At 40.8% G+C, this 14489-nt stretch carries 7 protein-coding genes and 1 pseudogene; all 8 read left to right on the plus strand.

The features are described 5' to 3' along the window. Nucleotides 1-90 precede the first annotated feature (90 nt). The 8 genes and pseudogenes from FGG15_RS00690 (at nt 91) to FGG15_RS00720 (ending at nt 14364) form a co-directional block, all read left to right on the plus strand. Nucleotides 91-2412 carry a chondroitinase-B domain-containing protein gene (locus FGG15_RS00690; protein ID WP_138832171.1) on the plus strand — a complete coding sequence of 774 codons (2322 nt, stop codon included), beginning with the start codon at nt 91-93 and terminating at the stop codon, nt 2410-2412. A 12-nt stretch (nt 2413-2424) separates the two neighbouring features. After that, nucleotides 2425-4662: a heparinase II/III family protein gene (locus tag FGG15_RS00695; protein ID WP_138832173.1), complete on the plus strand. Its 2238-nt coding sequence runs from the start codon at nt 2425-2427 to the stop codon at nt 4660-4662. A 355-nt stretch (nt 4663-5017) separates the two neighbouring features. After that, a pseudogene (locus FGG15_RS20470) lies at nt 5018-5440 on the plus strand (polysaccharide lyase family 7 protein); the annotation flags it as partial. A gap of 639 nt (nt 5441-6079) precedes the next feature. After that, on the plus strand, nt 6080-7066 hold the full coding sequence (locus FGG15_RS20475) for a polysaccharide lyase family 7 protein (protein ID WP_417936023.1): 987 nt from the start codon (nt 6080-6082) through the stop codon (nt 7064-7066). Nucleotides 7067-7115: 49 nt separating this feature from the next. Next, complete coding sequence (locus tag FGG15_RS00705; protein ID WP_138832177.1) at nt 7116-7463, plus strand: cupin domain-containing protein; 348 nt, start codon at nt 7116-7118, stop codon at nt 7461-7463. Between the two features lie 348 nt (nt 7464-7811). Then, the gene (locus FGG15_RS00710; RefSeq protein ID WP_138832179.1) at nt 7812-10913 is read left to right on the plus strand and encodes a SusC/RagA family TonB-linked outer membrane protein; all 3102 of its coding nucleotides are present in this window, start codon (nt 7812-7814) and stop codon (nt 10911-10913) included. 17 nt (nt 10914-10930) lie between these two features. Then, nucleotides 10931-12379, plus strand: coding sequence for a RagB/SusD family nutrient uptake outer membrane protein (locus tag FGG15_RS00715; protein WP_138832182.1), 1449 nt, complete (start codon nt 10931-10933; stop codon nt 12377-12379). A gap of 17 nt (nt 12380-12396) precedes the next feature. Further along, nucleotides 12397-14364 carry a PKD domain-containing protein gene (locus tag FGG15_RS00720; protein ID WP_138832184.1) on the plus strand — a complete coding sequence of 656 codons (1968 nt, stop codon included), beginning with the start codon at nt 12397-12399 and terminating at the stop codon, nt 14362-14364. Nucleotides 14365-14489: the final 125 nt, after the last annotated feature.

Genomic DNA, 14489 nt, shown 5'->3' on the forward strand with positions numbered 1-14489 from the left:
AACCAATTTTAAAAAGTAATCCCAAAACTCTATCGATACCGCATTAGGATAGAGATTTCAGCAATCTGGATGGGTGTAAAATGTCTGAAAATGATACAAAAAAGTATATTGATTATAAGTGCATTTCTGTTACTGCTTGCCTGTGGAGAAAGGTCTACTAAAGTAGGTATCTATGTAAAAGATATCAATGAATTGAACGCCGCGATAGCCCAGGCAAATCCGGGAGATGAGATTATTATGGCAAATGGGGATTGGAAGGATGTTCAAATTCGATTTGTTGGTTATGGAAATAACAAGCAGCCCATTACTTTAAAAGCAGAAACTCCAGGTAAAGTTCGAATCGTGGGAAAATCCGATTTGAAACTCGGCGGTGAATACCTAGTGGTAAACGGTTTGTATTTTACCGAGGGCTCCTCCCCAACGAGAGCTGTAATAGAGTTTGCCATCAACAACGATACAGTGGCCAACCACTCCCGGATGACCAATTGTGTTATTTTGGATTACAACAAAACCCAGAGAAACCAAAGTGATCTCTGGGTGCAATTTAAAGGACGGCATAATGCTCTAGACCATTGCTATATTGCAGGAAAATCCAATAGAGGACCAACGGTAAGGGTAGATTTGGCTGGAAATAAAAGCATAAAGAACTACCATAAAATCACCAACAACTATTTTGGACCAAGACCTCCCAAGGGTGGCCCTAGTGCTGAGACCATTCAACTTGGAAATAGCTTCACTTCAATGGCCCCCAGCTACACCCTGGTAGCAGACAATTTTTTTGATAGGTGTAATGGCGAAGTAGAGGTCATTTCCAGTAAAACGAATTTCAATGAGTTTAGGAACAATGTCTTTTACAAGAGCGAAGGTTCTTTGGTGACAAGGCATGGAAACTATTGCATCGTAGATGGTAATTATTTTATTGGGGATGTAAATTCTGAACAGATTGGAGGTGTACGGTTGATTGGTACCGGGCATTGGGTAACCAACAATTATTTTTATAACCTAAAAGGGAAGGTTTTCAGAAGTCCACTTGCCGTAATGAACGGAATTCCTAAATCTCCTCTTAATCGATATATCCAGGTTACGGATGTTGTAGTGGCACATAATTCTTGGATCAATTGCACTTCCCCCTTACAATTTGGAGTGGGATCCAATGTGGATCAAAAGGATGTGCTCCCAGCTTCTGAAATCAGGTCGGAAAGACCTATTCGTACTATTGTGGCAAACAATCTTGTTTACAATGACAAATCAGATACATACCCCATTGTTGCCCATGATTCCCTGGATGGAATAACCTTTAAAAGTAATGTGATAAACAATCAAGGCGCCACATTCAAATATGATTCAGTATTGAGGCAAGAGCAATTTACACTAACAGCATTAGAAGATAATATTCTAATACCGTCCAATGGCCTGTCCGACCTTGAATTATATAACGGTTTTGAGTTTGACCAAATCACCAGGGATTTGTTCGGAAATCCGCGTACAAATTCAAATCTGGTTGGTGCAATCGCAAATTCAACAGCTGCGAAGCCGAATCTAATGGATTTATCTAAATACGGTCCTGATTGGTACCCTGTTGGGACATCAAAAACCGCAAGTGCCGCAACCCACAATGTTGCTTCGACCGCTGAGCTGAAAGCAGCTGTTGTAGCAGCCAAAAGTGGTGACACCATTATCTTGACAAATGACAGATTTGAATTAAAATCCTCATTAAAAATTGATAAAAAGCTAACCATAAAGTCTGCTGATGCCAACAATAGGGCTACTGTTCAATATAACGGAGAACCAACAACCCCTGTATTTGAAATGAACCCCAAGGGCAAGCTTGTTTTGGAATCGGTGATACTAAATGGAACTGGAGATACCTATGCATTTGCCAGTTTAAAAGACAACATGTCCAGTCTATACAATTTGAACGTAACCGGCTGCGAAATATCGAATTTCGGTTATGTCTTGAAAGCGTATAAAAATTCGTTTTCGGAATACATAAAATTCCAATCCACACTTTTTAAAAACTGTGCAAATGGTTTGGAATTGTCAGCGGAAATCGATGACCGTGGCGATTACAATGCCGAGAATATCTACATCGACGATTGTCGATTTGAGAACATCCCTAAAAACATTGTTGATTACTATAGGGGAGGTTATGATGAATCTACTGTGGGAGGCAACCTAGTACTGACCAATAGCGCTTTTACGCAATGCGGTGCCAAGGAGGAAAATGGAGTGTTAATCAATACCTACGGTATCATTAATGTAGACATTTCAAATAATAGGTTCTTGAACAATAGCGTGAAAACTGTTGCCCGTTTGTGGGGTGCAAAAAATAATACGCACTCCAACAACGAAATACAAAACTCAGGGGAGCTGGTTGTAGAGGAAAACCTTCCGCTTAAGCTGATGTACTAATCGGAAATACTGATGAAAGTCTCCATATTTTTTCTATGCTCTTTTTTTTCACTTTGTCTTTGTGCACAGCAAATACCATCCAACAACGTTTTAAAAACAGAAGGGCTCCAAGCTTTTTTAAAGCGTGAGGTCAAAGATCAAATATCGCCTAATGGGGCATTGTCAGAGGCGCAACTTGCCGCCTATTTCAGAGAAAAATTTTCGGAACGCTTCTTTTACAATTACAAGACTTTTAAACAACGCCTTCCACACTACAACAAGCTTTATCAGAATCAAGAAAATCATAAACAACGAGCGTTTGACCATCTTGGGAAATACCCCGATTCCACACAATGGGTTTTGCCATTTAATTACTTGAACGGTCAAAAAGTGAATGCCTATGCGCTCCGTCATTTAGCAAGGCAGCACAAAATGGTGGATATTATTTTGCTTTATTTCAATGAAGGAAGAAACCCAAAATACATCCGTTATTTTGAAAACCAGATGGAATCGCTCAATGCGGCACTCCAATCCGGGGCCTACGAAAAAATAGAAGATGGGAACGGAGTGTATGAGGTTTTTAGGTCGGGTTACAGGATTCTCAATTGGCTGTGGATCCATAATATGATTCTCAATGAGCCGGAATATTCCGACCAGGACCAGCTGACAACCATTGCCACACTTTTACAGCATGGGCAACATCTCTATGAGCGGAACGATACATTCCAATCTGGTAACCACCAGACTAGAGGAATGTCTGCATTGGCTATGCTTTCTATCCTTTTTAGCGATTTTAAGGGTACGGATCTATGGTATGATAGAGCCATGAAACGACTTGGTGAGCATCTAGATAAAGAAATAAATAAAGACGGGTTTCAGTTTGAACGTTCTGTGCATTATCATATGAGTGATATCAACAATTACTTTTATGTGTACCAGTTGGCCAAACAAAACCGTATTCAAATAGCCAACGACTGGACTGTAAAACTTAGAGGTCTGTTCTCTACCCTTGTTAAGATAGCCTATCCCGATAAAAGTGCCCCAGTGCTTCAGGATGATACAGAGATTCCATGGGCGGAGAAAAATGACATTTCGGGAGTGATGACACTTGGTTACTTACTTTTTGAAGACCCTGAATTTGGGTACTTCGCTTCCAATAGGGTTAATGAAAGAATGTATTGGTTTTTGAGTCAGACACAGGTACAAATGCTCGAAAACATTCAGCGCAAAAAACCTTCTTACGGATCTCTGGCTTTTACAGACACACATTATTATATCATGCGCGAGGGTTGGAATGTCAATGACAAAATGATGGTGATAAGTTCTGGGCTCGATGACAAGAAGCCAGACCATCAGCATGGCGATATGCTGGGGATTCAAGCGATAGCAAACGGACATGCAATTTTACCGAACTACCAAGTGCGTTATTCCCTGGCGGATTTTGAGTTGTTTAAAAACTCAAAGGTCAAGAACGTCGCATTGGTCGACAACGAAATGCAGGGAAAAAAATGGACTTCCAACAAAGGAGGAAGTGGCTTTGGTAAGTTTGGAGGCTTGCCCAACCCTAAAGTAATTGCCTGGTCAACCAATGATAATTTTGATTTGTTCATTGGGAGTCACGATGGCTTTGAGGATGTGGGAGTAGACTATACTAGGCAAGTCGTATTTATAAAAGATGACTTTTGGATTGTAAAAGATAACTTTTCGTCTGAATCGGCACACAAATACAAACAAGTTTGGCAAGGCCATTACACCCATGAAAATGGCCCAAACCTTCTTCGAGCCACAGCTCCCGACGCAAGCGGCCATGATATTTTGCAGTTATCAAAATTGGACACTGTTGCTGGTTATGGAACAAGAGGAAAAAATTGGAGCGTGGTATCAAAAAAAGGTCAGAAGAATTTTAGTTTCCTAACTGTTGTTTATCCGTATCGGGGATACAGCAACAGAATAGATGAAACCAAGGATAAATTCACATTTTATGATTGGGAGGTGAACATGACCAATTGGAAAATGGCAGGAGAAAATCCTATTAGTATTAGTAAGGATAATCAATTTTATTTCTTTGGTATAAAGGATTTAAAATTTGAAGACCTGAATATTCAAACCAATCTAGAGACAGATCTTTTTATACAGCTGAGCGGCAACAAACTCCAACTTCATGCACTGGGAACCGAGAAGAGTACATTGACCATTGCAGGTAAAAACAGAAAGGAAACAAAGATGGAACTTGAACCCGGAAAGGTCTTGGAATTCACCCGCAACCAATAGCCATTAAAACAGTAATTAATTACTGATCTTCACCAAAAAGGTGCTCTATTTAGCGACCTTGACATGCTTTATTTTTTAATATATCAAGTTGTATTACCAAGGATAAACTGTTCATTGGGGGATAATATTCATTGATTTTATGTTAAAAATTTGTGAGTTTTGCAAATAACCGTATTTTTGGTAAACCAAACTGGTTAACCAATTTTGAATGGTAAGGATTCCATATGTAATGTCACTTTAATTTGATAATAAGTAGGTCTTATTTCAAACTTTGAAGAACTGATTGAGCTGTTTGAAAAACTAAAGAGGGTATGGTGACCGAGGTGTTTTAATTGTAACCAACATAATAAATAACATGAATTTCAAAATAACAAAACCAACGTATACACATTATACCTTATTAGTGAGTATCATTTTGCTGTTTATTAGTTGTGTTGAAAGTAAAAAGAAAGAAACAGGTCATCTTGAAAAGGCGGAAATTGGACTTCATGCACAAGAGATTATACCTTTTTTCCAGCATTGGAACTTAATTCTAGGCGACGGTTCCAATGTGGGTACGGCAACCAACTTTGAGGATAAGAATTTCTTTTATGCGGCAGCAGACGACAATGGGGAATGGGTAGTGTTTAAAACACCAAATGCGGGCAACACCCATGGGACTTCCAACAATACAAGGACCGAGCTGGCACAGTTGAAAAAGTGGACTCCAATGGAGGAAGCCAAGATGAACGCTACCCTTAAAGTTATGAATGTATCCACTACAGGGGATGCTCGCGTTGCTTCAACCTACTCTGTGGTGGTTGGTCAGATTCATAGTGCGGATGGGCATGAGAACGAACCACTAAAAATATTTTACAAAAAATTTCCTGGTCATACCAAAGGCTCCGTCTTTTGGAATTACGAAATCAATACCGCAGGTGATGATAATTCAAAAAGATGGGATTATTCCTATCCCATTTGGGGCTATGATCTATCCATGGTTGGAACGGATAAAACCACCTATCCACCAGAACCGAAAGATGGCATTGCTTTAGGGGAAGAGTTTAGTTATGAGGTAGAAATAAGGGAAGGTATTATGCACCTTCAATTCACAAGTGAGGGGCATGAAACCAAAACATTTTCCAAAAATCTTATGACGTCTGAATATGCAAAACGCTCAGACATGCCAGAACAGGTAGCGAATTTATTTGTACCTGTTGGGCAAGATGGTGTGGAACGTGAAAATGCATATGCAGATGAGGGCCTCTTTTTTAAACTGGGCTGTTACAATCAAACCAATGGAAAAGACCCTAAAATAAACAAAGTTTGGTGTTCTGGAGCTGAAACCCATGGAGGTGATATTCAAAAACAATATACGGATGGAAACTATGCTGAAGTGTGGTTCAAATCCGCAAGTATCAGTATTAGTGATGATGCCATATCCAATGCAGGGTATTTCTTGGCCAATGATGGCCTTAGTAAGAAAACGGTCTATCCGCATGAAGTCATTCCTTTTATGGATAAGTTCAAAATACTAATGGGTAACGGTACACATGTGGAAGACCTCACCAAATTTGAACATGAAGATTTTTTCTATACCGTAATTGATGGTACACGGCGTTGGGTGGTGTATAAAACCCCTAATTCGGGAATTACTTCAAAAAACTCTAGCAATACCAGAACGGAGTTGCACGAAAAAAGGGAATGGACACCCAAAGAAGGAGGTAATCTCACTGGTACCTGCAAGGTTATGCATGTTTCTACTTCTGGGGATGCAAGGGTTGCCGCCTCCTATTCAGTTGTGGTAGGGCAGATTCATAGTGGTGATGGTCATGAAAATGAGCCTTTAAAAATCTTTTACAAGAAATTTCCAGGACAGAGCAAGGGATCCGTCTTCTGGAATTATGAAATCAATACGGAAGGGAGCAATTCAAAGAGATGGGATTATTCAACCGCGGTTTGGGGATATGACATGTCCGTTATTGGAAATGGAAAAAATGATTATCCCACAGAACCTGAGGATGGAATAGAACTGGGAGAAGAATTCAGTTATGAGGTAAATGTGTATAAAGGGATTATGTACCTCACGTTTAAAAGCGAGGATCATGAAACAAAAACCTTTACAAAAAATCTTATGGTTTCGGAGTACGCAAACAAATCCGACCTGCCTGCACAGGTGAAAAAATTATTTGTGCCGATTGGCCAGGACGGAATAGAGCGGGCTACTGCGTATAAAGGTGAGTTAGGCTACTTTAAACAAGGAGCGTATAACCAAACCAATGGCAAAAGCCCTGAAACCAACATGGTTTGGTGTGCAGGTGCGGAAACCTACGGAGGGGATATCCAGAAACAATATGAAAACGGCTGTTATACGGAAGTGTGGTTTAGGGAAGCGACAGTAGGGCCGGGGATGCCACCTAAATAGAAGAGCGTATAACCTAAAGACTTTATTAATAAAATAAGAATACTAGTATATGGAAACATTTGGAGCAAGCAAAGAATTTATAAAAGGAGAAGATTTGGATTGGGAAGTGGTTGGAGAAGGCCTAAAACGAAAAATTATGGGTTATGATGACAAGATCATGCTGGTAAAGGTGCACTTTGAAGTGGGTGCCGTGGGGCAGATGCACGAACACTATCATTCCCAAGTTACCTATGTGGAGAGTGGAAGTTTTGATGTTACAATTGATGGGAAAACCCAAACCTTAAAAGGAGGTGATTCCTTCTATATTCCGCCGCACGCCATGCACGGAGCGATTTGCACGGAGGCTGGGGTCTTAATAGACGTCTTTAGCCCCATTCGCGAAGATTTCATGAGCTAATAGTGTTAAAATCAAGATTTTACTTTTTTTAACGAAAAAATAACATATATTTGGTAAACCAAATTGGTTAACCAGTTTGGAATACCAATTAAAAACAACTAACTATGAAAACATAAGGCAACAAAAAAAGGATAGGTGCACGCCTATCCTTTTATAGATATCACTTCTTTGGAGGGAAGTAATACATAAACAAATACACTTTACAGTTACTTGTCAACACAAAACTACGGAATTCATTTGATTTAAGGAGACCAGTTGTGGTTGGCAATCAGCGAGCACAAGATCACAATGCACAATGTGAATAGAATTTTACTAATCAACATGAATTATTGAAACTAACTAAAACAAATGAATTTTAAATCGAAACTATTATTGATTGCGATATTGCTGGTCGGTATACAATCATTTGCCCAGGACTCTTATAGCGTTTCTGGAATCGTACAAGATGCAGATAATGTCCCCATTCCAGGGGTAAACGTTATCGTACTCAACACTACACGCGGTACTCAAACCGATTTTGATGGTAATTATGCACTTTCTGTTTCCGATAATGAGGTAATCCAATTTTCATACATCGGTTATGCCACACAAACGGTAATTATTTCTGGACAGGCAACTATCAACATTACACTTCAAGAAGATACCAGTGAGTTGGATGAAGTAGTTGTGGTAGGTTATGGTACCCAGAAAAAATCAACCTTGACAGGATCAATATCCAAAGTTGTCAATGATGATCTGGACCAAATTGCCGTATCCAGGGTTGATGAGGCCCTAATCGGTCAGGTATCGGGGGTGAACATTCAGGCCACTAATGCCGAAGCTGGGGGAGCACCCACCATTACTATTAGGGGCTTTGGATCTATAACAGCCGACTCCGGTCCTGCTTTGGTGGTTGATGGAATCGTGGTTAGCTCTGAATTTTTGGCAAATATTGATATGAACGATGTGGAGTCGTTTGAAGTCTTAAAAGATGCAGCCTCAGCAGCTATTTACGGTAGTGAAGGGTCAAACGGGGTTATTATGATTACCACGAAGAGTGGAAAAGCAGGTAAGACCCAATTTAGCTATCAAACGTACATAGGCTTTAAAGAAGCCCATGGCAGTGATGATTACAGGAAGAGTGTTGCTGATTGGGCTAGGATTGAGCAAGCCGCTACCGGAACACTTTCAGGTGAAACCCTGTACGCTCAGGATCTTGTTAGAATCACCGGAATTGACAGAGACTGGCAAGATGTATTTTTTGACGGAGGAAACGTCACAAGCCATTCTTTTTCTGCTAGGGGAGGGTCTGAGAACACTAAGTTCAGTGCTTCTTTAAGAGCCCTTCACGATGAGGGAGTTGTGATTACTGATGACTACACATCCTACATCGCCAATGTGAAGTTGGATACCAAATTGACCGATAAATTAAAATTTGGGCTTAGAGCTTCACCATCCTTCACCGAGCAAAGAAGATTACCTACATCAATTCATAATCCTACACGTCAATCACCATGGTTGCCTATTTATCATACTGAGGAAACTCTTGAATTTATAAATAGAAGCAATTATCCCGATGTCGGTGTTGGAGATTACTTCTTTGAAAACCATTTGGAAAACAGGGATTATGACAATGATGGCAATACGGAAAGACCTCGTACATCAGGTGATTCCAACCCATTTGCACAATACGTAGAGAGAGAGCATTACGAGGATAATACCAAGTTGTTCGGTTCTACATACTTTAGCTACGAAATTTTGGATGGACTTACCGCAAAAACATCTCTGGGGATTACCTTAGAACAAAGAACCCGAAGAAGATGGGACGGAACAAAACATCATGCAGCCGGTAATAGCAGGGCGCAATACAATTTACAGAATAGATTCCGTACAAGACTGATTTCCGATAATACGCTAAACTATAGCAAAACATTTGGTGATCATGATCTTGGTTTGCTTGCTGGGATGACAATTCAGCAGCGAAAATCCGAGGAAAGTATTACTACTGGAAACGGATATTCCAATGATTTACTTAAAAATCTGCAAGGAGCAACGGCAATAGCCAGTTTTTCCGAGGTGAATACTGAACTTAGAAAAGTAGGTTACTTTGCCAGGGTCAATTATGCCTACAAAGACAAGTATCTATTTAATGCTTCCTTTAGACGGGATGGAAGTTCAGTTTTTGGGGTAAATTCCAAATACGGTAATTTCCCGGCGGTATCAGTCGGTTGGAATGCAGCCAGAGAAGATTTCTTGAGCAGTAGTGATATAGTAAACAATTTAAAGTTTAGGGCTAGTTACGGTCTTACCGGTTCCGAGAATTTTAATGTGGGAGACCAAACCGTAAATGTATGGCCATATTTGGCACTATTGCAAAACTCCAATGCCATTGTTGACGGAAGTGTGGCCGCCGGTGTTTCGCCGCTTAATATTGCAAACGCATTGTTACAATGGGAAGCATCCGAAGAATTCACCGTTGGTGTGGATTACGGATTTCTTAACAACAGAATATCAGGTTCCTTGGATTATTACCAAAGAAACAGTGATGAGTTACTATTAAATAATCCCGTTTCGTATATCACTGGCTTTAACAATGGTATCGTGAACTTAGGTGAAGTCCAAAACAAAGGGTTGGAACTTGAACTTAGAACGAGAAATATTGTAAGCGAGAAGTTTCGTTGGAGCTCTACTTTAATTGCATCCACAAACCAAAATGAATTATTAAGTTTTGGAGATTCGAACAACGCACTCATTGAAGACACCTATGGTAGAAACTCCCAATGGATCAACAGAATAGGCGAGCCTATATCATCTTTTTGGGGCTATGTCGTGGATACGGATGTCTATGACGACACCCAGTTTAGAACTACTTATGTAGACAATCCCTGGAATCGAATTAATGGTCAAGCCGATGATACCATAGTAAAAGACCTTAATGGTGATGGAATAATTACGGAAGAGGATAAGACCATTTTAGGAGATCCTTACCCAGATTTATTGTACAGTTTTACCAATGACTTTCAATTTGGCGCCTTTGATCTATCATTTCAGGTTCAAGGAAGCCTAGGGGCCCAGGTTAATAATATTGGAGATCAATATTTCTATAATTGGTTTGGAAACAGAACAAGAAGTGGGGGAGAATTGCAAGCAGTTACCGACGGTCTTGTTCCACATACCTCATTCATTCAAGAAAAAGTATTGACAAGTGAAGTTATTGCGAGCGCGGATTACTTTTCATTGCGAAATGTAAACCTCGGATATAATTTTTCGGATGATTTGACATCTAAATTGGGCTTAAGCAATTTAAGAATTTATGTGACCGGTCAAAATCTGATTTACGTCACTGCGGATGATTATCACGGTTTTAATCCAGAACACGATGATAATGGAAATCCCAGGGCCTATGGCTCCCAAAGAGCAGGAACGCCAATATTCAGAACCATGACTTTAGGTTTGAACATTGATTTTTAATTACTAAAAAACAAACTATGAAACATATAAAATATTTAGTCTTTGCCATCACGGCATTTGTGCTTACTTCCTGCAGTGATGAGTTTTTGAACCCTTTACCGGACACTTCGGTAGCCGTGGATGCTTTTTTCCAATCCGATGAGGATGTATTGGCCGGTGTTATTGGGATTTACGACGCCCTTCAAGGGGTAAATGAAAATACAGTGACCAATATTGGTACCGCCAATAGGGGAGTGCAATTTGAACACTTATTGACCGAGCACAGAACGGACAATACAAGAAATGCGACCCTCGAAGGTTCCAAGTCAGATTTCCATAGATATGTGGTCAACGCCAACAATGTGGAATCCGAAGATTATTACGCTTCTATGTATGAAGTGATTTTCAGAGCGAACAATATCTTAAACTTTATTGATGTTGCAGATGCTGGTAACCGAGCAAGGTATACGGCAGAAGCCAAGTTTTTAAGAGCGTATGCTTACTTCAAATTGGTAAGATTATATAGCGATGTTCCCTTGGTAACTGAAGTGGTAGGGCCAACAGATGAAGAAGCCCTGTTTACCAGAATCCCAGAAGAACAGATTTACACTCAAATTGTGGCCGATTTGCAAGAAGCTGTGGATGTTTTGGATAACTCTTTCAAATCAAGAGCTTCAAGAGCATCAGCACAAGCCCTTCTGGCAAAGGTATATTTAACTCAGCCCAGTCCCAATTATACCGGTGCTGAGCAACTATGTGAAGCCATTATCAGTAGTGGGAACTTTGCGTTGGAACCTAACTTTTATGATGTGTTCTATTCCGAATTGAATGATGAGATCATTTTCGCTATTCAATACGAATCCGGAAATGCCCTGGAAAGTCAAAGCTTTTCATCAGAATTCACCTCCGCCATTCGCGCCGGTAGGGAAGATGGGCAGAACATAGTCAATGACAATCTAATCACTGATTTTGTGGCCTTTGGCGGTGCAAGAACCGCTATTTCATACACTACGGTCAATGGTTCCAATGAAGTGGCCAAATTCTTCCCAGATGGATTTGATTCCACGGCTGAACCAGACCCATACGGACCCAATGCACGGAATGCAGGTAATGATTATATAGCTATACGTTATGCGGATGTGCTTTTGATGCACGTGGAAGCAGCCATAGGTTCAGGAACCACCACCTCTGATGCGGGTGCCTTGGTGTCATTTCAAATGATCAGGGATAGGGCGTTTCCAGAAACGGCACCAAATATAATATCCAGTGTATCCAAACAAGAACTATTGGTTGAAAGACGAGTGGAGTTGGCATTTGAGAATCAGCGTTGGTTTGATTTGCTACGATTTGGAGTGGCGGATGAGGTTTTGACGGCCCATGCTGCCGAAATGGGATATATCTATAATTCCAGGGCCTTGTTGTTACCAATCCCGGCAAGGGAAATAAACATAAGTAAAGGTCTGTTAACACAGAACCCAGGCTATTAATTATTATTCAAAAGACAATGAGATATAACGTAAAAATATTTAACACGACGAGACTAGTGCTCTTAGTTTTGGTCACTGCAAGTTTTATGGTGAGCTGCGTTGGGGACGAACTTTTTCGAGATGAATTTCCAGATTCAAATTCCAAGGTAGACACCATTTTTCCAGATGCAAATTTTGCATATGCTTCCACCTCGGAAGACTTTAGAACCATTAGATTTAACAATCTTTCTTCAGAAGCAACTGCATTCGCTTGGGATTTTGGAGGAGGTAATACTTCTACAGATCAAGATCCTACATTCACATTTGAAGATGGGGAAGGTACATATCCAGTAACGTTAACAGCAACTGATGGCAATGGTGAATCAGGTTCGGTAACAATAGATGTTATTGTGGTTGAGGGCCCATTTCAGCCTATCATCCTTGAAGCTGGATTTGAAGATGACACCCTGCCTGACGGTGGTGGTGATGGTCGTGACTCTTGGAGAAACAGCGATTTGGGTGGCGTAATTCAGATTACGGGTAGCCCGGTAACTTTTGGAGATCAAGGAGGAAAATTGCCATTACCTGCCGGAGATCGCGCTGGTTATCAAGAAATTACCGTTGATCCTGATACCAATTACGACTTGAGTTTTTGGTATACAATGTTGAGCGGTTCTTCAGACCCTAGGCTAATTGTCTCCGTTCTGGGAGTTACGGAAAATGGGGGTACGTTTACCACATTGGAAGAAGTCGCTGACGGAACCATTGGGTCAATAACGGTCACTGATGACTCTGAGCCTGATGTTTATGTGCAGGCGAAGCTATCTTTTAATTCGGGTGGTAATAATACGGTGGCTATCTTTTTTACCAATGGAGATGTTGAAGCTAGATTGGATGATTTCACCATTGATATAGGAGCAGCTGGAGCAGTGCCACCTTCGGTTGGTTTTACCGCTTCTCAGAGTGAAGTCGACTTTTTGGAATATACGTTCGCAAATTCGTCAACAGGGGCAACGAGCTACGAATGGGATTTTGGAGATGGAAACACATCAACTGAAGAGTCTCCAACCCATGTTTATGCCTCAGCTGCAGAGTATACGGTTACGCTCGTGGCTACGAACGAATCAAACCTTTCAAATTCACTAGCACAGAACATTAACATACTTGCACCGGTTACGGCAGATTTTACTTTTCAGGTAGATCCGGACGATTATAGAACGTATACGTTCACCGATGCTTCCGAAGGAGCTGAAATGTTGTTGTGGGAATTTGGTGATGGATTCCAGTTTACTGGAATGGATCCTTCACATACCTATACTGAAGATGGTATTTATACGGTGACTTTGACTGCAACCAGTATTACAGGAAATACGCATGTGGCTACTGAGGACCTGGTAGTATCTGACGGATTTGTTGTTCAAGTGCTCAACGGAACTTTTGATGAGTTTACGGTCAACACCGGTGATAATGCGGATGCTTGGGACATGACTCCCAATAGCACCGTAGTTGATAATGATGGCAACACCGTTCCTAGCCCGTACGATCCACTTTGGGATAATGGAGCTTTGGATTCCTGGCTCGAAACAGAATATGGGGATGACAGTGAACAGGCTGGCTCCACCAGTGATGGAAATAATGGTACAAGAGGTGGAAAACTGGATGAGAGAGGACGTAGATTGTATCAGGTAGTACCCGTTCAGGTAGGAGAGACCTATACCTTCTCCATTGATGCAAGGACCACCGCGGCCGGAATCACATCCGAAGTGTTTATATTGAATACTGAGATTGCCGATGAAACCGGTATCAACGCCAATCTTGGGGCAGACGCGGATGTTGATGCTTATTTTGCAATTCCTAATATTTTCGACACTGATGGTGATGCTTATGCTACGCATACATTTCAATTCACAGCATCAACCAATGAAATTGTTATATATGTAAGGAACATAGATGTGGTGGATGGTTCAGCAGAGGCCTTCTTTGATAACGTTGAAATCACAAATTAGTAACACACAAACCATTGTTTAGGATAAAAACCATCCGGACTGACATTTCAGGTCCGGATGGTCACTAAAAAAGAAATGAAGAACACAGCGGTAGACATCCAAACGAATGTTGCAAACAAAAACTC

The sequence above is a fragment of the Flagellimonas algicola genome (assembly GCF_005937185.1).
Taxonomy (GTDB): domain Bacteria; phylum Bacteroidota; class Bacteroidia; order Flavobacteriales; family Flavobacteriaceae; genus Flagellimonas; species Flagellimonas algicola.

Bases quoted from the DNA above. Each gene is read 5' to 3' on its own strand.
- FGG15_RS00715 (WP_138832182.1), top strand. From the start codon at position 10,931: ATGAAACATATAAAATATTTAGTCTTTGCCATCACGGCATTTGTGCTT.
- FGG15_RS00690 (WP_138832171.1), top strand. From the start codon at position 91: ATGATACAAAAAAGTATATTGATTATAAGTGCATTTCTGTTACTGCTT.
- FGG15_RS00705 (WP_138832177.1), top strand. From the start codon at position 7,116: ATGGAAACATTTGGAGCAAGCAAAGAATTTATAAAAGGAGAAGATTTG.
- FGG15_RS00720 (WP_138832184.1), top strand. From the start codon at position 12,397: ATGAGATATAACGTAAAAATATTTAACACGACGAGACTAGTGCTCTTA.
- FGG15_RS00710 (WP_138832179.1), top strand. From the start codon at position 7,812: ATGAATTTTAAATCGAAACTATTATTGATTGCGATATTGCTGGTCGGT.
- FGG15_RS00695 (WP_138832173.1), top strand. From the start codon at position 2,425: ATGAAAGTCTCCATATTTTTTCTATGCTCTTTTTTTTCACTTTGTCTT.